This is a genomic window from Prevotella vespertina, assembly GCF_009728485.1.
Lineage (GTDB): Bacteria > Bacteroidota > Bacteroidia > Bacteroidales > Bacteroidaceae > Prevotella > Prevotella vespertina.
This window is the reverse complement of sequence record NZ_VVIQ01000009.1, coordinates 62,355-84,765: the sequence shown is the minus strand read 5'-3', so window position 1 is coordinate 84,765 and position 22,411 is coordinate 62,355. Positions and strand designations below refer to the sequence as shown.

General features: G+C 40.6%; 21 protein-coding genes. 6 read left to right on the top strand and 15 right to left on the bottom strand.

The annotated features are described in order from the left end of the window. Positions 1–8 precede the first annotated feature (8 nt). Entirely contained in the window at positions 9–1,343 is a 1,335-nt protein-coding gene (gene ricT, locus F0475_RS08915) for a PSP1 domain-containing protein (RefSeq protein WP_155716342.1), read from the top strand. Further along, positions 1,340–1,834, top strand: a complete 495-nt coding sequence (locus F0475_RS08910) for a gliding motility lipoprotein GldH (protein WP_155716341.1) — start codon at positions 1,340–1,342, stop codon at positions 1,832–1,834. Before ricT ends, F0475_RS08910 begins: the two co-directional genes overlap by 4 nt. 276 nt (positions 1,835–2,110) lie before the next feature. On the opposite strand, the gene rodA is transcribed toward F0475_RS08910, so the two are convergent. The 7 genes from rodA to F0475_RS08875 form a co-directional block, all read right to left on the bottom strand. Continuing rightward, positions 2,111–3,586, bottom strand: a complete 1,476-nt coding sequence (gene rodA / locus F0475_RS08905) for a rod shape-determining protein RodA (RefSeq protein WP_273539459.1) — start codon at positions 3,584–3,586, stop codon at positions 2,111–2,113. After that, positions 3,576–5,873, bottom strand: coding sequence for a penicillin-binding protein 2 (mrdA, locus tag F0475_RS08900; protein ID WP_155716340.1), 2,298 nt, complete (start codon positions 5,871–5,873; stop codon positions 3,576–3,578). Before mrdA ends, rodA begins: the two co-directional genes overlap by 11 nt. A gap of 4 nt (positions 5,874–5,877) precedes the next feature. After that, positions 5,878–6,378 (bottom strand): rod shape-determining protein MreD, encoded by a 501-nt coding sequence (gene mreD, locus F0475_RS08895; protein WP_009435178.1) that lies wholly within the window; start codon positions 6,376–6,378, stop codon positions 5,878–5,880. Between the two features lie 94 nt (positions 6,379–6,472). After that, positions 6,473–7,354 (bottom strand): rod shape-determining protein MreC, encoded by an 882-nt coding sequence (mreC, locus tag F0475_RS08890; protein WP_155716339.1) that lies wholly within the window; start codon positions 7,352–7,354, stop codon positions 6,473–6,475. Between the two features lie 12 nt (positions 7,355–7,366). Further along, positions 7,367–8,389: a rod shape-determining protein gene (locus tag F0475_RS08885; protein WP_155716338.1), complete on the bottom strand. Its 1,023-nt coding sequence runs from the start codon at positions 8,387–8,389 to the stop codon at positions 7,367–7,369. Positions 8,390–8,476: 87 nt separating this feature from the next. Continuing rightward, entirely contained in the window at positions 8,477–9,073 is a 597-nt protein-coding gene (locus F0475_RS08880; protein WP_009435196.1) for an MGS-like domain protein, read from the bottom strand. Positions 9,074–9,214: 141 nt separating this feature from the next. Then, positions 9,215–9,580 carry a hypothetical protein gene (locus tag F0475_RS08875; RefSeq protein WP_036895459.1) on the bottom strand — a complete coding sequence of 122 codons (366 nt, stop codon included), beginning with the start codon at positions 9,578–9,580 and terminating at the stop codon, positions 9,215–9,217. A gap of 120 nt (positions 9,581–9,700) precedes the next feature. Between F0475_RS08875 and mutY the strand changes: the two genes are divergently transcribed. Then, positions 9,701–10,732: an A/G-specific adenine glycosylase gene (gene mutY, locus F0475_RS08870; protein WP_155716337.1), complete on the top strand. Its 1,032-nt coding sequence runs from the start codon at positions 9,701–9,703 to the stop codon at positions 10,730–10,732. 538 nt (positions 10,733–11,270) lie between these two features. On the opposite strand, the gene F0475_RS08865 is transcribed toward mutY, so the two are convergent. The 8 genes from F0475_RS08865 to F0475_RS08830 all read right to left on the bottom strand — a co-directional run bounded on the left by F0475_RS08865 (position 11,271) and on the right by F0475_RS08830 (position 20,550). Next, the gene (locus tag F0475_RS08865; RefSeq protein ID WP_155716336.1) at positions 11,271–12,542 is read right to left on the bottom strand and encodes an MFS transporter; all 1,272 of its coding nucleotides are present in this window, start codon (positions 12,540–12,542) and stop codon (positions 11,271–11,273) included. A gap of 814 nt (positions 12,543–13,356) precedes the next feature. Further along, on the bottom strand, positions 13,357–14,772 hold the full coding sequence (locus F0475_RS08860) for a tetratricopeptide repeat protein (protein WP_155716335.1): 1,416 nt from the start codon (positions 14,770–14,772) through the stop codon (positions 13,357–13,359). A 239-nt stretch (positions 14,773–15,011) separates the two neighbouring features. After that, positions 15,012–15,977 (bottom strand): PstS family phosphate ABC transporter substrate-binding protein, encoded by a 966-nt coding sequence (locus F0475_RS08855; RefSeq protein WP_009435173.1) that lies wholly within the window; start codon positions 15,975–15,977, stop codon positions 15,012–15,014. 11 nt (positions 15,978–15,988) lie between these two features. Then, complete coding sequence (locus F0475_RS08850; protein WP_155716334.1) at positions 15,989–16,873, bottom strand: energy transducer TonB; 885 nt, start codon at positions 16,871–16,873, stop codon at positions 15,989–15,991. Between the two features lie 35 nt (positions 16,874–16,908). Next, the gene (locus F0475_RS08845) at positions 16,909–17,598 is read right to left on the bottom strand and encodes an ExbD/TolR family protein (RefSeq protein WP_155716333.1); all 690 of its coding nucleotides are present in this window, start codon (positions 17,596–17,598) and stop codon (positions 16,909–16,911) included. Positions 17,599–17,613: 15 nt separating this feature from the next. Next, complete coding sequence (locus tag F0475_RS08840; RefSeq protein ID WP_009435212.1) at positions 17,614–18,264, bottom strand: ExbD/TolR family protein; 651 nt, start codon at positions 18,262–18,264, stop codon at positions 17,614–17,616. A gap of 30 nt (positions 18,265–18,294) precedes the next feature. Next, on the bottom strand, positions 18,295–19,134 hold the full coding sequence (locus F0475_RS08835; RefSeq protein WP_009435177.1) for a MotA/TolQ/ExbB proton channel family protein: 840 nt from the start codon (positions 19,132–19,134) through the stop codon (positions 18,295–18,297). A 222-nt stretch (positions 19,135–19,356) separates the two neighbouring features. Beyond that, positions 19,357–20,550 (bottom strand): pyridoxal phosphate-dependent aminotransferase, encoded by a 1,194-nt coding sequence (locus tag F0475_RS08830; protein WP_155716332.1) that lies wholly within the window; start codon positions 20,548–20,550, stop codon positions 19,357–19,359. Between the two features lie 485 nt (positions 20,551–21,035). On the opposite strand from F0475_RS08830, the gene F0475_RS08825 reads away from it, so the two are divergent. From F0475_RS08825 to F0475_RS08815, 3 genes are read left to right on the top strand one after another with little or no spacing between them, the layout of a single operon-like run. After that, positions 21,036–21,506 (top strand): RNA polymerase sigma factor, encoded by a 471-nt coding sequence (locus F0475_RS08825; protein WP_155716331.1) that lies wholly within the window; start codon positions 21,036–21,038, stop codon positions 21,504–21,506. After that, positions 21,503–21,943 carry a hypothetical protein gene (locus F0475_RS08820; protein WP_155716330.1) on the top strand — a complete coding sequence of 147 codons (441 nt, stop codon included), beginning with the start codon at positions 21,503–21,505 and terminating at the stop codon, positions 21,941–21,943. Before F0475_RS08825 ends, F0475_RS08820 begins: the two co-directional genes overlap by 4 nt. Before the next feature lie 24 nt (positions 21,944–21,967). After that, complete coding sequence (locus tag F0475_RS08815) at positions 21,968–22,405, top strand: DUF6108 family protein (RefSeq protein ID WP_234422983.1); 438 nt, start codon at positions 21,968–21,970, stop codon at positions 22,403–22,405. The last annotated feature ends 6 nt before the right edge of the window (positions 22,406–22,411 follow it).

The window sequence follows — 22,411 nt, the reverse complement described above, 5'->3', positions numbered from 1 at the left end:
AGATTTCAATGGACTATAAAGATATGAAATTCAAGGTCTGGCACGGCTGCGATCGAGGCTTATGTCATAAAGGTTGTGGCAGACAAGATCGTCAACTTAACACATACGATTGGTTAGCTGATGTTCCAGGGAACAACCAGACGACCGATCTTGTTGAGGTTCAATTCAAGAACACACGCAAGGGTTACTATCATAACGTCAACAACTTAGACCTAAAGAAAGGTGATGTAGTTGCTGTCGAAGCAAATCCTGGACACGACATAGGCGTCGTTACATTGACAGGTAGGCTCGTTAAGCTACAGATAAAGAAGTCGACAGCAGTCAAGTCACCCGATGATATCAAGCGAGTATATCGATTGGCTAAAGAAGTTGACATGCAGAAGTATCATGAGGCAAAAGCCCGTGAGCACAGAACAATGATAGAGAGTAGGCAGATAGCTAAGGGCTTGGGACTGAAGATGAAGATTGGTGATGTGGAGTACCAAGGCGATGGCAACAAGGCAATCTTCTATTACATTGCAGACGAACGAGTTGACTTTAGACAGCTCATAAAGGATCTTGCAGCTGCTTTCCACGTCCGCATTGAGATGAAACAGATTGGTGCTCGACAGGAAGCAGGGCGCATTGGCGGTACAGGTCCATGTGGAAGAGAGCTTTGCTGTGCTACTTGGATGAAGAACTTCTCGAGTGTCTCCACCACAGCAGCACGTATTCAAGACATCTCTCCGAACCCAACTAAGCTCGCCGGAATGTGTGCTAAGCTCAAGTGCTGCCTCAACTACGAGGTTGACCAGTATATGGAAGCTAGCAGAAAGCTACCAAGTAAGGAGGTATTGTTGGAGACTATGGATGGTGAGTACCACCTCTTCAAGACGGATATACTAAGTGGTCAATGCACTTACTCGACTGATAAGAATCTAGGAGCAAACCTTGAGATAATCAGTGCGGCTCGTGCTAAGGAGATCATAGAGATGAATAAGCGTGGAGAAAAACCTCTCTCGTTGCTTGAAGATGGTAAAGCTAAGCCTGCAAAGAAGTCTGCTGACTTGCTTGCTGGAGCCGACCTCAGTCGTTTCGACAAGGCAAAGAAGCGCAAAAAGGGGAATCAACAACGCAATAACAACCCGCAACAAGGAGGACGCCAACAGCGTGATAACAATCGCAACCAGCGTAACCCACAGGACAACCAACGCCAGAATAACGACAAAAACCGCTATCAACAGAATGGTAATCGCAAGCAGAATAACGTGCGGAAACAGCCCCAAAAGCAGGAAGATGGCGTAACACAAAACAAGAAACAAGAGGACAAGAAGCCTCAACAAACGCAAAGAACACAGGAATGAGGATGAAGGTTTTCACCTTTATATATATAGTGGTACTCGTGCTATGGGGTATGAGTACCACTTCATGTAACGATCCACGCACCTATGACCACTATGAAAGTGTATCGGTAAAGGGCTGGGAACGTAATGATACTCTTACCTTCAACTTACCAAGGCAGTGGGAAGGTAATTATAAGCTAAGCCTTGGGCTTCGCGCTTCGCAAACTTATCCTTATCGCAGTGTGAGCCTAATCGTGGAATCGACTATCATCAATTACAAGCATAAGAAGAAGCAGGAAAAGGTGATAAGAGACACTGTTCATTGTGAGATTATCACCGATAAGGGTATGCTAGCAGGTCAAGATGGTATCAGTAATACGGAGATTCGCCAGCACATAGCGTCTTTCCAACTAAATAGGAACGATTCTCTACACATTACCATACACCATGTCATGAGCAGAAATAGTATTCCTGGTATCAGTGACATAGGCTTGAGATTGCAGAGAAGGTAGCCTCCGTCCTTACCTTGTGGCAATATCATTGATTAAAGGAACGCCCTTTTCCAATCGAGAGGGGCGTTCCTTCGTATCGAAGAGAGGCTTTCCTTGCATCAAAGAAACGCCTTCTTATAATTCAAAATTATGATTATTTCGAGTTGACGAGTTGACTAGGCGATAAGTAAACGAGTTGTTTGTTCTATGGAAAAGAGCACTATCTACTCCCCTCTCCATTCGGAGAGGGGGCGGGGGTGAGGCTTTAAAAAGGGCTACTGAGACTTCTTCTCCCACTTACTGACGTATCAAATTACGTCCAGCATCTATACGAAGGAAGATGAAAAGAAGTAATGTAAAGCCCCATAGTGACGAACCACCATAACTGAAGAAAGGCAGTGGAATACCAATAACAGGCGTTAATCCAAGCACCATTCCTATGTTAATGAACAAGTGGAATAGGAAGATTCCTGCGACACAATAGCCATATACACGTCCAAACTTGAATGGTTGGCGGTCGGCTAAGTACATTAGTCGAAGGATAAGACATAGGAATAACACCAGAACAGACGCTGAACCGAGGAAGCCCTCCTCCTCTCCTACGGTGCAGAAGATGAAGTCTGTGTCTTGTTCTGGTACGAACTTCAACTTCGTTTGAGTACCATTTAGAAAGCCTTTGCCCTGTAATCCACCCGAACCAATGGCTATCTCACTTTGATGCACATTGTATCCAGCACCCGCCAAGTCCTCATCTAGCCCTAAAAGAACATTGATACGCACACGTTGGTGTGGCTGCATAACATCATTCAGCACGTAATCCGCCGAATAGAAAAAGGCTATAGAGCCTAGAGCAAACAAAGCTATATAGAAGTAATGGGCAAAGCGTGTATTCATTGCATTGTATATCAAATACCCAATCACACATGCCGACAGAACCAGCTGTACCCAAACAATATCGAAAGGAATAACAAACTCAGAGAAAAGGAGAGCCAAACCTGTCATACCGAAGATGTATGTAAGTAATAAGCGAGTCTTCCGCTTATCATTAACATATACCCATACCATCACCGAAGAGAATATTTGAACCAGCAACAATACGACAAATTTACCTACAGACGTTGGTGTATCCCATAGCAAAACCTCCTCATATTTAATTCCAACAACGAAGTATATGACCATTGCTAAGCCCATGAAGAGGAAAGAGCCAGGCATTCCTTCACGATACAACATGAGGAAGAAAGACAGATAAACAAGTGCAGAACCTGTCTCACGCTGCCCAACAATACATAACATGGGTAAGAAGATAATGCCACAAGCACCTGCAAAGTGTTTCCAGTTATGGATAGTAAAGCCGTAAGCAGACATAAACTTGGCTATTGCTAAGGCTGTGGCAAACTTAGCAAACTCGGCTGGTTGCAATCGCAAAGGTCCCATAACGATCCATGACCGTGATCCTTTAATGGAGTGTGGATTGAAGATTGTGGCAAAGAGTAGCAATACCAAGAGCCCATAAATGACGTAGGCAAAGGTATCATAGAAGCGGTCGTCCATCATAAGGAGTATAAAGCCTAAACAGATGGAAGTCCCTATCCATACTATTTGCATACCCGAACGACTGGCAAGAGAGAATATCTCGGTGTCGCCATAAGTATAACTGGCACCGCAAACACTCACCCAGCCGAAGCTAAGTAATGCTATATAGATAGCGATTGTCCACCAGTCTAGTGAACGAAGAACGCCCGGTTGCTTATCTGTTGAATAATTACTTGCCACGATTTACATTCTCCTTACGATTCGACTTAGCCTTATCTTGGTCATTGGACTTTATCTTTGGCTTGTCTTTCGCTTTATTATCTTTACTCTTCTGTTGCTTATCTTTGTTATTATCCTTACTCTCTTTGCGTGCTTCTTTAGGCTCCTTAGCTTTGTCCCGTTCCTTTTCACGCAGCTTCTCCTTGCCCTTATCAGACTTATCTTTATCCTTGTCTTTCCCCTTCTTCTCAGTCTTTATCAACTCTTCAGGCTCCACCTTTATAGCAGGCTCGTTCTGTGGTTGCTTCTTCTTCTCCTTCTCCTCAGCCTCTTTTTGCTGTTGGGCTTCCTTGAGTTTAGCAGCTTCTGCCGCCTCTAACTTCTGGTTTACCATCTTTAAAGAGTCCTTTATCTGATTAACGCGTTTGATAGAATCAAGACGAAGAGAGTCTGCTCGAGACAAAGGACGCTTGAAAGGATAAGAGATATGACGCTTCTGAAGGGCGTCAGCTCTAGCTGCGTCACCTGGAGTTAACTTACCATTGATATATTGCTCAATCATCAAAGAACCAATAGGAACACCATAGTCGGCACCAAAACCACCATTTTCTACATAGACTGCAATGGCAATTTTAGGTGTATCAACAGGTGCAAAGCCCATGAAGACAGAGTGGTCTCGACCTCGGTTCTGCGCAGTACCCGTCTTACCTGCAAGTGAGTAGCCAGGGTGAACAGCATGCGCACAGGTACCACCACGTACTGATGACATCATACCAGCTATGACCTCTTGATAAGATCTGACGCTTCCCTTCGTGCGATGGTGCTCCAAATACTTCTTATCAAGTTTCTTTCCTTCAATATGACGGACAATGTGTGGCGTAACATAATAGCCTCGATTAGCTATCGTTGCACCAAGGTTTGCTATCTGTAATGGGGTCAAGTTGACCTCTCCTTGACCGATAGAGATAGAGATAACTGATAATGGATTCCATGTTTTGAAGGCATGATCATAGAACTGCGCATTCGGTATCATACCACGCTTCTCACCGGGAAGATCAATGCCTAACTTATACCCGAATCCCATAGATACCATGTAGTTTCGCCATACAGTCATAGCATCATCAAGCGTTTTATACTTCTTTCTATTGGACAGCATGTGGTAAAGTCCCCAACAGAAGTAGCCATTACAGGATGTACTGATGGCTGGTACAAGAGCTAAAGGTGATGCATGTGAGTGACAACCTACATGTAAGCCCTTAAAGTTAAAACCATGGTTACAAACATAACGAGTCGAATCATTGATGATTCCCTCGGTGTAGTAAGTAACCGCCTGGCTAGTCTTAAAAGTAGAACCTGGTGGATATTGACCCATGATAGCACGGTTAAGTAAGGGTTTAGCAGGGTCTAGCGTCAAATCGCGTTGATACTTACCACGTAACTTACCAATCATCATACTGGGATTAAAGGTTGGTGAGGAAACCATTGCGAGCACTTGACCAGTCTTGGGTTCAATCGCTACTATAGCACCAAGTTTACCTTCCATTAAGCGTTCACCTAAGGCCTGTAAGTCGGCATCAAGTCCTAGTTGAAGGTCGCGACCTGGCTGTGGTCTTTGGTCATACTCACCATTCTTATAACGTCCTTGTATCTGACCATGAGCATCTCGCAAGAGTATCTGTACCCCCTTTCGACCACGTAGATCTTGTTCGTACTCACGCTCTATACCCATCTTACCTATATAGTCTCCAGGCTGGTAATAATCGTCTTCTTCAATATCACTCTGACTAACTTCTGCCACGTCACCAAGCACATGTGCTGCTATAGGACGTTGATATTGTCTGACACTTCTCTTCTGTATATAGAAGCCAGGAAAGCGATAGAGCTTCTCTTGGAAAGCACTAAATTCCTTATCACTCAGCTGGCTCATGAAGAGTTGCTGGGTGAATCTTGAGTAACCAGGGTTCTTGTTTCTATCCTTAATATCGTGTAGGCGCTTTAGGAAGTCGGCCTTCGTTATACCTAAAGCATTACAGAAGTCGAGTGTATCAAGATGACCAGCCATCTCATTAGTAACCACCATGATGTCATAAGCTGGCTGGTTATACACCAACAGCTTACCATTCCTATCTGTGATAGTACCACGTGATGGGAACTCAATCTTCTTTAGGAAAGCATTTGAGTCGGCACTCTTTCTATAGTCGTCACTTGCTATCTGAAGAGCAAAAAGTCGGAGAACATAAATCACAACGATGCCTATTGCAACTGCACTAAGCACTAAGCGACGTTTCTCAAGATCATAATTCTTCATCCTTCTAACGCCTCCTTACGTTCTCAATAACAAGGATTAGAATCAATGTAAGCAATGAACTACCCCCAATACATTCTAACCACTCTAACACATTAAAGAAGCTGAACATCTCTAAAGAGAAGAACACAACATTATAGATAAGCGTTAGGATAGCCGCATACCACGTATATTGGGGCACTCCTAATGTATCCATTCCTGGCTGAAAGTCATCACTACTATCCCTAGGAATGAATGGTTGAAGTATAAAAGGTTGTAAAGCTGCAATGAAGGTAAGCGCACCAGAGGCTACACCTGGCGTATTGGAGAATGTATCTATGATAACTCCCATCAAAAAGCCCCACAACAATATAGCCCACTGGGGATAGTTACGTGGGAATAAGAGAACGAAATATACATATAGTAATGGTGTGGCAACAGCAAACAGATGGATGTGGTTAAGAACAAACACCTGTGCTACTATTAGCACCAAAAACCATAGTAATCGTTTTAAGAAATCTACATTCATTCTCTCTTACCTTATTATATAAAAGAACTGCCAGATGGTTTCTTTCCCACACGGAAGTCCTACTTTACATCAAATAAAAACTCGTTTCTATACCTTACTCACCTTGGTTCGCATTCTGCTCTTCTATTGGCTTGATAGAATCTTGTGCTGCCTTGATAACCTGTCGCTGCTCTCTAATGGATGCATCATCGATGACACAAACATCACGAAGGTTTCCGAAATCGGTTGACAACTCTATGGCTAGACGATAAGAAAGTCCATCCTCAGAATTATAGACATGCTTTATCTTACCGACTAACACACCTGCGGGGAACACAGAAGAGTAACCACTCGTTACAATACGATCGCCTAACTTAAATTTAGCATGACGTGGGACATCATCAAGATAAGCCATATCTGTTGCGCCACCATTCCAATGGAGATACCCAAAGTAGTCTCTTCCCTGAATAGAACAGCTAATATTCGACTTGGAGTTAAGCACAGGAATTACTACAGCATAATGAATACCAGCCATATAGACAATCCCCACAACACCATTACCACAGGCTACTCCCATATCCTTTCTAACGCCATCCCACGTTCCTTTATTTATTGTAATAAAGTTATCTGGTCTATCCAGACTATTGGAAACGACCTTTGCTTGTATCAGACGGAACTTTGAAAGGAAACGATACTGACCACGTAAGAAGGTTGAATCTCTCGTCTTATCATAAAGTTGAGAGGATAGTTCACGTACTTGATGTTCTAACTCCAAGTTGCGTTTAGTCAGTCTTTCATTCACCTCACCCATAGTGAGATAGGACGTAACCTTCGAACTCGCCTCATACGCCAAACCAGCAACATAGTTAGCAGATGTGAACCACACACTGCCCTGATAGTCATTGAATCGGAACAAAAGAACCATACTCAAGACTTCCAGGGCAACGAACAAGAACCAATGCTTGTACCTAGCAAGGAACTCTGTCAGATTGTGCATGAACGATGATTGTTATCTCATTAAGAACGAGAAACGATCTACGTTCTTCAATGCAATGCCTGCTCCCTTAGCCACACTGTGCAATGGGTCTTCGGCAATATGGAATGGAATGTTAATCTTATCAGTAAGTCGCTTATCGATACCACGTAGTAATGCACCACCACCACTAAGGTAAATACCGTTCTTAACAATATCTGCATAAAGCTCTGGTGGTGTATTCTCCAATGCTGAAAGAACTGCATTCTCTATCTTAGCAACAGTCTTATCAAGACAATGTGCAATCTCTTGATAGCATACAGGAACCTCCATTGGGAGAGCTGTAATACGATTAGGACCATGCACAATGTAGTCTTCTGGCGCCTCATCTCCTAGTTCTGTAAGGGCTGAGCCAACATGAAGTTTGATACGTTCTGCCATACGTTCACTGACCTTCACATTATGTTGACGACTCATATATTCCTGTATATCAGCTGTGAGGTCATCGCCTGCAACACGAATAGAGTTATTGCAAACGATACCACCTAATGATATAACGGCAATCTCTGTACTACCACCACCAATATCAACAATCATGTTTCCCTCTGGAGCTTCTACATCTAATCCCATACCAAGAGCGGCAGCCATTGGTTCAAAGATTAGATAAACATCACGTCCATCTGCATGTTCTGCAGAGTCACGAACAGCGCGCAACTCAACTTCTGTGGATCCAGAAGGAACGCCAATTACCATCCTTAATGATGGAGAGAAGAATCGGTTACCACTATGAACCATCTTTATTAAGCCACGCATCATTTGCTCACAAGCAGTAAAATCAGCGATAACTCCATCACGTAGAGGTCGAATAGTACGAATGTTAGGGTGCTCTTTCTCGTACATCATCTTTGCGTCTCCACCAACCGCAATCATCTTATCTGTACGACGATCCAAAGCTACGACTGACGGCTCATCTACCACAATCTTGTCATCACTGATAATGATTGTGTTGGCCGTTCCCAGGTCCATAGCAATCTCCTGGATAAATGAAAATAATCCCATTAATATATGTTTTGTAAGTGTATATTTCTATTTAGAGTATTCCTTCTTGTCAAGAAGTTCCTCTCTTAAAAAGCGACTCTTATATGTTTACTCAGCAACGAACCAAGAGTGAATAGCCGTATCGTAATGACTACTAACACCAAAGGCACGCTCTGCAAACATCTTTCTGTCTTCCACATCTGTTTGTGCTCCTTTCGTATTGAGTACCTGTAACAACACAGGATATTCAGCCTTACTTGGAATGATGACTACATCTTTGAAGTTCTTTGCACCAGCACGAATTAAAGAGATTCCGCCAATGTCTATCTTCTCAATAATATCCTCTGGACTAGCTCCACTAGCAACTGTCTGTTCAAAAGGATACAAGTCTACAATAACTAAATCGATTGCAGGAATATCATATTCTGCCATCTGCTTCTGGTCACCTTCATTATCACGACGTGCCAAAATACCACCAAAGACTTTCGGATGTAACGTCTTTACACGACCACCAAGGATGGATGGATAAGAAGTAACATCTTCTACCTTCTCACATTCATAACCTAGTGACTCTATAAATTCTTGTGTACCTCCAGTACTAAGAAACTTAACCCCTTCGGCATTTAACTTCTTGAGTAAATCCTCAAGCCCATCCTTATGAAAGACCGAGATAAGCGCAGTCTTGATTTGTTTTGTACCAGCCATTGTAAAACATTTTATGGATTTGAATTGCAAAGTTACTAAGTTATAAGCGACTAAGCAACATTTTATCTCAAAAAAAACTAAAACCTATCAACTAATTGTGTAATATCAAATTAGCTACTAGTCTACCGCTTTTAACTACCTCTAACGTTTGATTCCAATAGCATCTAAAATACCTTGGATCTCACTTCCAATCCCTAGTATCTGATCCAAGACGCCATCTTTTGCACCCTTTGCCATATAACGAGCGCAATCGCCTTCGAGCTTTCCTATACGCTGACGTTCAGCCACAGTATAGTCATGACGGGCTATTCTACGACGAATCTTACCAAATTTGTTAACAGCTTTCTTCCATTTCTTTGCTGTATAGTATTGGCTGTTATCACGCAATTCATACGAGAAGTTCTGTAAGTCATTAATAGCTGACTCACGTGTAGAACAGGAACTAACGGACATCGTTGCAGCAACTATTGCTACGCCCATAAGCATAGTTTTAATATTTCGCTTCATCTTTATAACTTCTAATTTATCACTACTTAATGGGACAAAAGTAGAAAATAATAATGAAGATAACAACAAATGATCTTATTTGTTTTCATTCTTTTTCTACTTTTTAACTACCTTTGCTTCATGAATTTTGCATCATCTCTATTACTTTGGTTCGATAATAACGAGCGCCCATTACCATGGCGCGAGACAAAAGATGCCTATGCAATATGGCTTAGTGAGGTCATCTTACAACAGACTCGCATAGCACAGGGTATGGCATATTGGTATCGTTTCATACAACAATGGCCTACTGTCTACGACTTAGCTAATGCTTCTGAGGACGAGATCCTAAAGGCTTGGCAAGGATTAGGTTACTACTCACGTGCAAGAAATCTACATAAAGCAGCCCAACAAGTGGTCGATAGAAAGGGGTTTCCTAAAACTTCCAAAGAACTAAAGGAACTAAAGGGTGTGGGAGAATATACCGCTGCTGCCATTGCCTCCTTCGCCTTTGATGAAGAGGTAGCAGTAGTGGATGGGAATGTTTATCGGGTACTTGCTCGATTTAAAGGTATTGACACTCCTATTGACACGACATCGGGCAAGAAGGAGTTTCAAGAGCTAGCACAATCACTCTTGCCAACACAGAATTCAGCAAGATATAACCAAGCCATCATGGACTTTGGAGCCATTCAGTGTACGCCAACTTCCCCTCATTGCGCAGTTTGTCCCTTATGCGAATCTTGTGTTGCTTATCGTGAACAGCGTATTCAATTATTACCTGTTAAAAGTAAGACGATTAAACAAAAAGAGCGTAAATTGACCTATCTTTACATCCAATACAATAATGAGATTGCTTTGCATCAGCGTGGCGCGGGAGATATATGGCAAGGACTTTGGGAACTACCACAGGCATGTCATCTCACAAAACAGACTGAGAAGGATTGGAAAAAGAATGCTATAGAAGTTTGTAAAGACGTGAAACACGTTCTTACCCACCAAGTTCTTTTTACAAATCTATATTATTGGGCACCACAAGAACGCCCCACTCTGCCTGCAGACTTTATATGGGTTCCTATAGAAAAGATTGTAGAATATGCACTTCCAAGATTGATGGAGATTCTATTGAGTAAGTTAAGTAACAGCAACTTAACACCAGATTGTATGCTTTAATATCAATTAGTAACCCTCAAAACAATGCACATAAGTAAGAAAAGATACCATCTTATAGAAACCCAAAGAACAACAAATGAGATTTATACTAAGGAGAAGAAGTTTCTAATAATAGCCAAAATATAAAGAAGCAAGGGATGAGTTCATGTGTAACAAAGCAATATCTCGTTAACAATGTACCAAGAAATAAAAAAGAGGAAAGCCTTTCTTCAATTTGAAAAGAGCGTTTCTTTGATGTGAAAAGAGGCTCTCCTCATCTCAAGAAGGGCGTCTACTTGTTTTGTTTAAATACATAAATCAAAAACAGAAGATTGTTTGAACCCAAATTACTGATGATAGAAAGCTGATTTTAAGAGCATTAGTGGCATATTAAAACATTACTTAAGTATTATACTACCAACAGCCTATTAAAAGTGATAGGAGTGGATAACACTCCTTTTCATGAGCCGAATTCTTCAGGAATTAAGTATTGACAACATAACATAGGACTTAGTATTTCCTCGAGAATTTGCCTTATGCTAACACATTTAATTACCCCTTACTCTTTCTTTCCAAAGTTCCCTTCGATGCGCAGTTGATGGGCTACAAGGAATGGAAAAACGCAGACAACCATCACTATAACAAAGAACCAACGATAGCCAACAGCCTCTGCTAAGGCTCCAGCAAATAGTCCTGGTAGCATCATGGAAAGCGCCATGAAGCCTGTACACAAAGCGTAATGACTAGTCTTATGCTCACCTTGACTGAAATAAATCATGAATAGCATGTAGGCACTAAAGCCAAAGCCATAACCGAAGTTCTCAATAAATACAGCAATACTGATGGCAACAATGCTATCTGGGAGCATGTAAGCCAAATAAACATAAGCAATATTAGGTAAAGTGATTGCTGCTGTCATTGGCCACAACCAGCGTTTCAAGCCATCACGACTAATCATCATTCCGCCAATAATACCACCTAATAGAAGTCCAAAAACACCTACAAAACCATTCACTGCACCAAATTCTATCTCTGATAATGCTAATCCTCCTTTAGCAACTGGGGCTTGCAAGAATATCTGAGAGATGGGAGTAATTAAGGCTTCTGGCAAGCGAAAGAGAAGAAGAAAGGCTATCGTTATTAACGATTGGTCTTTTCGAATGAAGGAAATAAACGTGCGACCAAAATCTAAAAGGAGTTGGGACTTTGAGACGCTGACCTTATCTGTATCTTCTGATGGGTTTGGAAGAATAAAACGATGGTACAAAGAAAGACCAATAAACAATGCTGTAAGACCATAAAAGACTAATGCCCATGAAAGTTGAATGCCCATCATCTTATGTAAAAGGCCTGCTAAGGCTATCAACCCACCCTTCCCAGCAAGCATAGATATGCGATAGAAAGTTGAACGAATACCCACAAAGAAGGCTTGATCGTGCTGATTAAGTCCCATCATATAAAACCCATCAGCTGCAACATCGTGTGTTGCACTACTGAAAGCCAGTAACCAAAAAAAGCAGATAGAGCCTTGTAACCATAAAGATGTATTCACGGTGAAGGCAACTCCAGCAAAGGCAGCGCCAATAAGGAGCTGCATAACGACTATCCACCAACGTTTCGTCTTAATCAAATCGAGGAAAGGACTCCACAAAGGTTTGATGACCCAGGGAAGATATAGCCATGAAGTATAGAATGTTACTTCGGCATCTGACAAGCCTAACTGCATATAGACTTGGATTGATAAAACGGTCACAGCTATGTAAGGGAGCCCTTCCGCAAAATAGACCGAAGGTATCCATGCCCATGGAATAATCTTTCTTTCAGCTTTCAATGTGCTTATTCTCTTTTAATGTAAATATCTGCTAACGAGCACAAAGATACACAAAATTAATGAGAATACATAGTGATAGGCTTTTGTAATTACATTGCAAAAACCAATAATCATGATAGATTGGTAATAGATTATCCCTTACATTTTGATTAGCAATAGGCGTTTTAAAAACGAAAACAGCGCAAGACTATTCATACAATAGCTACAACTGTCTTACATTAGATGTTCGTTAGGAGGAAAGAATACTAATCGTTCATTCCTAGGTAATATTTCCGTACACATAGTAAGATTATCCAATTCTCTGCTGAGAAAGTTCTAATTCGCTTATAAGACAATTCAAATTCGCTTATAAGAGAATTTATCTTCAATTATAAGTACTGATTATCAAGAAGTTACAAAAGTCATGTTTAACACAAAAGAAAGGTAAAAATAATAAATATTTCATAGAACGATATGGTTAAAAGAAATATTGGGTAAAGTGCAAAATCCAGCAAAGGCTTATACAAAAACAAGAGTTAGGTAATATGCAAAGAAGTAATTTTGCCTTCACTACTATCATTCTTTTATTATTTACAACCAGCTGATAAAGGGATTATTAATTTAAATTTTAAAAGTGATTGCAAATGGTATTAAAATTAAATTAGGGGTTTTATATAAAATACTTAAACTCATACTCTGACATAAGTAATGTATATGAAGCCCTGCCCAACAAGTTGATTCACACATAAAACAGACTATTCTGAAAGAGAGTAAATCGAAAAAGGGCAATAGTCATAATGACTATCGCCCTCATAGATATTGATTGTTTCAGATATTACATACCTAAAGCCTTCTTTGCATTCTCATTGTTTGGATTAACCTTTAATACCTTCTGGAAGTACTCGTCAGCTGCTGCCTTATTTCCTTTCTTTGAGTTGTAGAAACCAAGACCATAGTAAGCACCCTCTAAATAAGCTTTACTATCTTCATCAAGATTTGGCTTAGCTTCCTCGAAAGCAGCAACTTTTTGGTAGATAGCAGCCACTTTATCAGGGTCATTCATCAGTTGGGCTACATTTGCTTGATTCAACCATACCCAGTCAGAGATTGATGGGAACTTTGTTACCATCTGCTCATATACATCAAAAGCCTTCGCTAACACAGCATTCTTCGCAGCACGATCTGTAATACCTTCAGCCTTTGTTACATAAGTATTGGCAAGTGATGCCCAATCATTATTGGTTGCTTTCTTACTCTTTGAAAGATAATCCTGCTGTACTTCAAGAGCCTTATCATCATTGCCCTGAGCTACATAGATTGCAGCAAGAGTCTTCATTGGCTCTAGGTTATTAGCATCAAGTTCGAGAGCTTTATTAACAGCTGCAATTGCTTCATCATACTGCTTATTACCACAGAGAGCCTTCGCATATATGTCATAATCATTTGAAACCTTCTTACCCTTACCTGCAAACACAGCATTTGCGAAGTTAACTGCTTGTGGATAGTCCTTTAACTCAACTGCAGCCATCATAGCAATACGACTGAGATACTCGCTACCAGGGAACTTTGTTAGACCTTGCTTTGCTACATCCAAGGCTTTGCTATAATCTTTGGTGATATAAGCAGCAAAACCATAGTTATAGAAGTTATCTTCTGACATGTTGGCAGGATTAGCCATATTATACCATTTCAAAGCCTCTGCATACTTACCATCATTAAGCATAATCTCTGCGGCGGTAGCTTCAACAGGATAATCTGGCTTTATTTTACGAAGTTCCTCCAACTTTGCAACAGCAACCTTTGCATTCACATGACGATATACCTTAGCATAACGCTCGTAAGCCGTTACATTCTGTGGATCAAGGCTGATTGCAGTCTGATATTCTGCTGCTGCTGCACCTGCATTACCAACAGAATCCTTCAAGGCTGCAATATCACCACGAAGAATATAAGCCAAAGCGCCATTAAACTTCTTATTATCAATCACGCTCTGTGCTATCGCTGAAGCCTGATCATAATTGTGCTGTAAAAGGTAAACATTACCCAAGGCAACCATAGCTTCCTCATTCTTTTTGAAACTCTTCTGATACTCCTTGATGAGATCCTTAGCAGCCTTTGGATCATTAGGTGCTGCTTCAAGAGCAGCAACAATAGGCTTTAAAGCCTCGGCATAATTAACCTCCTGTGCCATTGCTGGAGATGACATAACCAACATCAAAGCTCCAGCTACCAAATATTTCTTTGTTTTCATAATTCTCTCTTTTAAATGTTTAATACGAATGAAATCTATCCTTAAGATGTATGTTAAACGATATGGTTTAAGTGAAATTGCTTATAAGAAATTAATATAACCATTTATAAAAGATGATAACATTTATACAACTAATAAAAGATAATCATCCTAATAATAACATTAAACTAATCAAACTGCAATTTTTATTATTCACCTAACTTCTAACAATCGCTTAGTTCCTATCAAAATTTAGCCATTTATTGAGTCTTAACTTCGACTTCTCTGATGTTTATCTGACCACGGTAAGGAAGCAAACCAGCTTTAAAAATAATCTTTTGACCAATAGGATTAGTCACAAAGTTTGCAAATGCCCAAGGCAAGGCCTTATGAGGATCAGCTACAATAGCATAAATTGTTCGAACAAACGGATATCTACCATCTAAAAGATAAGCCTGATAGGGTTGCCAACTATTGCCTGGCTGTGCTATGGTCGCCTTTGAGAGTCCAACCACAGTTATATTCTTATTAAATGTGGTGTTGGTTGAGTCTCGATGATCATTTAACCAATTGGAACCAATAACACCTATAGCATTGGGAGTCTTATGAACATAATCAACAACAGACTTACTATTGCTTGCTGCAACAATGTTCGCACTCTTGATATTTTTTCCACCTAAAATGGAGTCGACTACATAATGTAAAGTAGCTGAAGCCTTATTGTCAAAAACAACTTCAATATTACCTTGATTGTTCTTAGGATTCAACTGCTTCCAATTTGCAATCTGTCCGCTGAGAATCTTCTTCACATCATTAACCGTCATACATGAATCATTATTTGCACGATTAACAATGAAAGCAATTCCATCATATCCTATTGGAAAAACTTCTGGAATAGGACCTTTCCCTCGTAATATAGCATCTTCTCCTTTTGTCAAAGCATGTGAGGTAAAGAAGAGATTAACCTTCTGATCGAGGATCAGTTTCATACCCGTATTATCGTCTGTATATATAGGCAATAAGTGGGTTTGTGGGTAACGGAACTGATACGTCTGCAACAGCTCCTCAATAATAGGACTAAAACTTTCGTCAGAGGCGAACTTAATCGTCCCTGACGTCGGTGTATCTGTTCTGCCATCTTTAGCTCTCTTCTGTCCACAAGAGGACAGAAGAAAACTAAGACTAAGCATCAATCCTACTATGATGTAGAATCTGGATCTTTTCATATAATTTGCTTTTACTGCAATTTGAACGTAATAGGTAGAGTGAACCAAACGTTTGCAGCTTGACCGTTATTCATACCTGGATTCCACTTCGGCATGCTGTTCACAACACGAAGAGCTTCACGATCGAGTGATGGGTCTACGCCACGAACAACTTGAGCTTGACTAACACCACCATCACGTCCTACAACGAACTTAACGATAACACGACCTTGAATACCATTCTCTGCAGCAACTGCAGGGTACTGAAGGTGAGAGCTCAACCATGCGTTAACATTACCCTTAAATGAAGGCATCTGCTCTGCCACTGTAAAGATCTTGTTTTCAACCTCTTCTTTTGGCTCTGGTTTTGGAGCCTCAACAACAGGTTTCTCAATCTTTGGCACAATCTGCTCAGGAGTAGCTACGGTTGTACGAGCTGCAGTTTCAGTACGATTATCCGTACCTTCCTTCGTCTCAACACCGACAGCTTTGGTCTCCTTATTCATCTTGACCATAGGTGGCATCTCTTCCTTTACATCCTTATCATCCTTGATGACAGGGGCTGTAAACTTAACAGTAGCACGAGTCTCAGGAACAACCTTTTCAGGTTCGATTTTCTTTGGATCTGGCTGCTTCTGCTGTTTCTTACGTTCAGCTTGCTCCTTCTTTGCTGCCTCAAGAGCAGCTAATTCCATCTTAGCTGCATATGCACGTTGAGCTTCTAAGTCATCATTGTGCTTCTTGATCTGGTATGCTAAGTAACCACCACCGAGGAATGCAGCAATAAGCAGAATAGCTAATGCTTTGATATTACGCTGCGAAACAGACTTACGAAGCTTATATGCACCGTATTCCTTATTCTTTTCAGCGAACACCATCTCGACCCATTTAGGATCGTATAGATCTATTTTTGCCATTGTTCTTCTTTCTTTAATTGTTTACGAATCAGTGATTAAGCCTTAATACCCTTCTTGGCTAAGAGAGCCTTGTCTTGGTCTGTCAGCTTGTCAATGACGTAAGTTCCAATGTATGAAATCTGCATTTCATCGAGGATGTCAACCAAATGACGATAAGAAGCTTTATCAGTCGGTTTGATAATAACAGTCATTGTAGATACCTTCTTGCCATTAATCATACCACCCTTTATTTGAGCAATCTCAGACTGATAAACACTATCTGGATAAGCAGCTGGGTTCTCAGCTTTCTTACGATCCAATTCTTTCACAGCAATCTCCATATCTTGATATGGGAGTGAAATAGCCTCACCTGTTGAAGGATCACCTACTTGCTTATGCTGGAGAACGTATCGGATACCCTTAGAAGTATTGCTCCAATCAGCAGCATGCAGCCAATTTGCGTTATCATACTCTGGTTTACCATTACCATAGAAAATCTTGTCCCCATCGGCAATGTAAATCGTAATAGAGTGTGACTCTTTGGCCTCATTCTTCTTGGTATCATCCTGAATCTTATCATTACTTGGCATAGTCAACTCCATAGTTGAAGGCTTGCTAAGTGAGGTACAAAGCATGAAGAAGGTTATAAGCAACATAAGCATATCCACCATAGGCGTAAAGTCTACGCGTACAGTCATCTTCTTCTGCTTACCGCCTCCGCTTTTTCCTGTTTCCATCATATCCATGTCTTAGACCTCCTTTTACTTACCAGCTGCCTGAGCAGCCTTTTTAGCGTCCAACTGTGTGATCATGTAGTAATGGCTCTCATCCATATCTTGGAGTTCGCTCATTACCTTCTTAACCGTTCCATAAGGAGAGTTTCCATCAGACTTGATAGCAAGTCTAACTTTGGGATTCACCTGGCGGGCTGCGTTAACCCACTGCTGAAATTCTGTCATCTCCTGTCCCTGGATACTATCGAGAGGGATTCCCATCTTCGGGAGTTCTTTGCTACGCTCAGCTGCAGGCTTAGAAAGATATGCAGCCAACTTATCAAGTGGAGTACCAAATGTAGACTCTGCCATGAATGTTTTCTTCATTTTAGGAGTCAAATCTGGTGCCATCTGGTCTATAATCTGACCAAGCTCATTTGTATTATCGTAGCTCATAAACACCTGACCTTCGCCAGTTGGTGTTCCATTAGGTCCTTTTTGAGGACTAACGAGAATGGTTAGGACGCCGTTCTCTGGCACCTTCATCTCAGACACAGAACCTGGAGTATTTACCTTCACTGGCTCATTCTTAACGAATGTAGAAGTCAACATAAAGAAGGTAAGCAACAGGGTCATAACGTCTGACATAGGCGTCATATCAATCCAAACGTCGCTCTTCTTAATTTTTACTTTACCCATAGTGATAAATATTTAAAGGGTTAGCAAAAATTAAGCCTCGTCTGTGTGGTTTGCTTCGTATGTCTGAGCGATAGAATAACCAACCTCGTCGAGGGCATAAGTCAACTTATCAACCTTATTAGAGAAGAAGTTGTAAGAAACTACTGCACACCATGATGTACCAATACCGAATGCAGTATTGATCAACGCCTCAGAAATACCAGCAGAAAGAGCAGCAGAGTCAGCGCCACCACCTGCAGACAAAGCAGAGAAAGACTTGATCATACCAGTTACAGTACCGAGAAGACCAGTAAGAGTACCAAGTGTAACCATCGTTGCGAGGATTGGGAGGTTCATTGTAAGAACTGGCATCTCAAGCTGAGTTGCTTCCTCATGAGCCTGCTGAATCTTTGCAACCTTCTGTGCCTTCTTAAGATTAGCATTAGCACCTGTTTCCATGTCCTTATAAGCATTCAAAGATGCCTTAACGACGTTTGCAACAGAACCCTTCTGCTGATCGCAAAGCTGATTAGCCTTTGCAAGATCATTAGCATTAAGAGCAGCCTTAATGTTTGCTACGAACTTTGGAAGAGAACCCTTACCAAATGCTGTCTTCAAAGCCATCCAACGCTCAATAGACATAGCAAGTACTGAGAGTAAGAGAGTGTGGATTACAGGAACGACGACACCACCCTTAAAGATAGTACCCCAAACGTCTGCTGGGTTTTCACGTGCTGCTCCATCTTGGAAGTGCATATCATTACCGAACCAAGTAAAGAACAATGTGAATGCAACGATAGCGCAAACGACGATAACCCAGAATGCACCTCTAACTCCTGTGAAGCCCTCAGATTTCTTCTTTGGGGCTGCTTTTTGTTGTGTAGTTGCCATAATTTGATGAAATTTTAATTTTTAGTTATTAATGAATTAAATTGTTAATATCTTTCTGATTTTTAATTGTTTGTGTGAGACAATGCCATTAGATACGTGTCACAGCATCATCTTATTTCCGCAAAGATAACAATTAATGAGGAACTAAAACTACGATTAATAACATTTAACAATTATAGTTATATAGTTTCTAACCTTGCTTTCTTACGATTTAATCAATTACTATTTCAGTTTCAACAAGACCTCCTTTATGCGTGAAAGAGCTTCAATGATATTGTCGTCACTGGTCGCATAACTCATTCGAAAGTAATCAGGCGAACCAAATGCATCACCAGCTACTGTTGCGACATGACCTTCTTCGAGAAGATACAAAGCAAAATCCGTTGAATTATTAATTACATGCTTTCCGTCAGTCTTACCAAAGTAACTTGAGCACTTAGGAAATAAATAGAAAGCCCCTTCTGGAACGTTTACCTCTAATCCTGAAACCTCCTTTGCCAGAGAAACTATTAAATCACGACGACGCTGAAAAGCCTCGCGGAAATCTTCTACACATCCTTGATCACCTTCATAAGCTGCTAGAGCTGCCATCTGACTAACACTGCTTGTACCAGAAGTATACTGACCTTGCAATTTATTCAAACCTTTGATTATCCACTCAGGAGCAGCTACCCACCCGAGCCTCCAGCCCGTCATGGCATACGCTTTGCTAACACCATTACAAATAATCGTGCGTTCCTTCATCCCTTCACAGGCGGCAATACTTGCATGACAACCTATATAATTAATGTGTTCATATATCTCATCCGAGAGAACAAAGAGGTCATTATGTTCTAAAACTATCTTTGCCAACGCCTCCAATTCTTCCTTTGTATAAACACTACCAGTGGGGTTACTTGGGGAACATAGTATGATGAGTTTCGTTTTCGATGTAATAGCAGCTTTCAACTGATCAGCTGTTACCTTGAAATCTTGCTCTATCCCTGCAGGAACAATGACAGGTTCTCCACCCGCCAACTTTACCATCTGTGGATAACTTACCCAATAAGGAGCAGGAATAATAACTTCATCACCAGGATTAACAAGAGCTAAGATTGTATTACAAACGCCTTGTTTTCCACCCGTACCAACAATTACTTCAGATGCAGAATAGTTGAGGTTATTTTCACGTTTGAGCTTATTTGCTATCGCCTTACGCAAAGAGAGATAACCAGGAATAGGTGAATACTTTGAAAAATTATCATCTATAGCTTTCTTACCAGCCTCTTTCACATGATCTGGAGTCATAAAATCGGGTTCACCAACACTCATATTAATAACGTTAATACCCTGTGCCATCATCTCATTACTACGCTGTGACATTGCCAACGTTGCTGATGGTGCTAGTCGATTCAGACGATCTGATAGTTGTGCCATATATATAATCTTGCCTAATGAATATCGAATACAAAATTACGCATTATTGTTCTTATAACGTAATTTTTCCATCTTTATTTCATATAATTATCGTTTTCACTATCGTTTTGATAATTATCATCAGATACTTGGGGACAATGATTATACACGTTTGTATAATTTGTTATACAAACGTGTAGAACTCTTTATACACACCTGTATAATATGACACATTAACTTTCTGATGAACTCTTCCAATTTAACTAGACAACTTTTTGTTATATTAGCAGAATAAGCAGACTGTCTTTTTTGTAAGTCTACTTGAAAGCTAGACACAAGTTGAAAGCCATACTGTAAAGATAGACGTAAAGAGGAAACACACCTTATCATATATATAGCTCAAATAATTTCTTTATGCTTTACTTGTAAGAATGAGAAAAAAGTTGAACCTTTGATGTCACAAAAACCTACTTATTACGTATTATAAGCAAAGACGAAAAGAAGTCATGACCATCAACGAGTACAAAGAAGAGGTGAAGCTGGTACGACCACAGATGCTCGCCATTGCCCGTAACTATCTAAAGGACAATGATGAGGCAGAAGATGCTGTGCAAGACGTACTACTGAAGCTTTGGCAACTAATTGACACGCTACATCTCCCGATGTCTCCTCTCGCTTCGGTACTGTTGAAGAACCATTGCATTGACATTCTTCGCCGACATCACTACACAACTGAAGTGAATGAAACCATTCCTAATGAGGAGGAAAAAGCCGACGAACGATACGAAAAGGTAATTGCTCTCATTGACACATTACCTACAATGCAGCAAACTATCATGCGACTGCGGCACATGGAGGGAATGGAGATTAACGATATTGCCAAACTCACGGGCAGTAAGGAAACTGCGGTAAGGAAAGCTCTAAGCCGCGCTCGCCATGCTATTAAGGATCAATTTCTAAAAACTGAATGGGAATGAACAAATACGAAGATATAAAACAACTGGTAAGTCGCTTCATGGAAGGGGAGACTTCACTTGACGAGGAAAGACGACTCTACGATTATTTTAGATACGAGAAAGTGACAGCAGATCTACTTCCTCTGAAAGAAATGTTTTGTTCGATAAGTACACTCATGGAATCCAAACAGAAGGAAGTGCATCAGAAGAAACAAGCAACGTTTATCCTCCTTCATAGGAAACTGATAGGTATAGCTGCTTCAATAATCATTTTATTGGCAGTTGGAAGTATGGTATGGTATGCTCAACGGCAAGATTACTGCGAAGCATACATCTATGGCAAACACATCACTGATCCACAACAGGTAACAAAAGAGATTATTGGAACGCTACAAGACTTGCAACAAGAAGATGCTACCGACATAGATGATCAGTTGCACGACATCTTTCATCAATAAATAGAAACTAATAAAGTAAACGTTATGAAACAACGATTATACTTGATATTACTACTGATGTTTACCTCACTTTGCATTCATGCACAGCAAGGTCTGAATGTTACTCCTCTCTTTCAAGGGAAGATAGTGCCTCATGGTGATTTAATTGATGTGAGAGCAAAAGGAAGAGCTATCAGTAAGTATAAACTTGATTACTATCATAGCATTCGCTTCAAAGCTTCTGAACAGCAACGTGCAACAGTATTCGAACTGGTTGAACGAGACCATAAGAATGCTATTGGAGCAGAACAAACTATGAAGAAGGGAACCTTCACTCTCATTCTCGCCTTACCTGCGCAAGGAGCATTACACAAATACCTCTGTTATTTAACACAACAAAGAGGGCGCACACTTACCATCACATTAGTTTATATGGAAGGAAAGGTTTCAAGTATAACAGAACTTAAAAAATTAATACAATAATATCAA

What these genes read in the sequence shown, in the direction of transcription:
- F0475_RS08830 (WP_155716332.1), bottom strand. Translation starts at nt 20,550, where the DNA reads ATGGCACAACTATCAGATCGTCTGAATCGACTAGCACCATCAGCAACG.
- F0475_RS08850 (WP_155716334.1), bottom strand. Translation starts at nt 16,873, where the DNA reads ATGGCAAAAATAGATCTATACGATCCTAAATGGGTCGAGATGGTGTTC.
- F0475_RS08840 (WP_009435212.1), bottom strand. Translation starts at nt 18,264, where the DNA reads ATGGGTAAAGTAAAAATTAAGAAGAGCGACGTTTGGATTGATATGACG.
- F0475_RS08885 (WP_155716338.1), bottom strand. Translation starts at nt 8,389, where the DNA reads ATGGGATTATTTTCATTTATCCAGGAGATTGCTATGGACCTGGGAACG.
- mrdA (WP_155716340.1), bottom strand. Translation starts at nt 5,873, where the DNA reads ATGAAGAATTATGATCTTGAGAAACGTCGCTTAGTGCTTAGTGCAGTT.
- ricT (WP_155716342.1), top strand. Translation starts at nt 9, where the DNA reads ATGGACTATAAAGATATGAAATTCAAGGTCTGGCACGGCTGCGATCGA.
- F0475_RS08855 (WP_009435173.1), bottom strand. Translation starts at nt 15,977, where the DNA reads ATGAAAAGATCCAGATTCTACATCATAGTAGGATTGATGCTTAGTCTT.
- F0475_RS08875 (WP_036895459.1), bottom strand. Translation starts at nt 9,580, where the DNA reads ATGAAGCGAAATATTAAAACTATGCTTATGGGCGTAGCAATAGTTGCT.
- mreC (WP_155716339.1), bottom strand. Translation starts at nt 7,354, where the DNA reads ATGCACAATCTGACAGAGTTCCTTGCTAGGTACAAGCATTGGTTCTTG.
- F0475_RS08815 (WP_234422983.1), top strand. Translation starts at nt 21,968, where the DNA reads ATGAAACAACGATTATACTTGATATTACTACTGATGTTTACCTCACTT.
- F0475_RS08845 (WP_155716333.1), bottom strand. Translation starts at nt 17,598, where the DNA reads ATGGATATGATGGAAACAGGAAAAAGCGGAGGCGGTAAGCAGAAGAAG.
- F0475_RS08880 (WP_009435196.1), bottom strand. Translation starts at nt 9,073, where the DNA reads ATGGCTGGTACAAAACAAATCAAGACTGCGCTTATCTCGGTCTTTCAT.
- mutY (WP_155716337.1), top strand. Translation starts at nt 9,701, where the DNA reads ATGAATTTTGCATCATCTCTATTACTTTGGTTCGATAATAACGAGCGC.
- F0475_RS08835 (WP_009435177.1), bottom strand. Translation starts at nt 19,134, where the DNA reads ATGGCAACTACACAACAAAAAGCAGCCCCAAAGAAGAAATCTGAGGGC.
- F0475_RS08825 (WP_155716331.1), top strand. Translation starts at nt 21,036, where the DNA reads ATGACCATCAACGAGTACAAAGAAGAGGTGAAGCTGGTACGACCACAG.
- F0475_RS08910 (WP_155716341.1), top strand. Translation starts at nt 1,340, where the DNA reads ATGAGGATGAAGGTTTTCACCTTTATATATATAGTGGTACTCGTGCTA.
- mreD (WP_009435178.1), bottom strand. Translation starts at nt 6,378, where the DNA reads ATGAATGTAGATTTCTTAAAACGATTACTATGGTTTTTGGTGCTAATA.
- F0475_RS08860 (WP_155716335.1), bottom strand. Translation starts at nt 14,772, where the DNA reads ATGAAAACAAAGAAATATTTGGTAGCTGGAGCTTTGATGTTGGTTATG.
- F0475_RS08820 (WP_155716330.1), top strand. Translation starts at nt 21,503, where the DNA reads ATGAACAAATACGAAGATATAAAACAACTGGTAAGTCGCTTCATGGAA.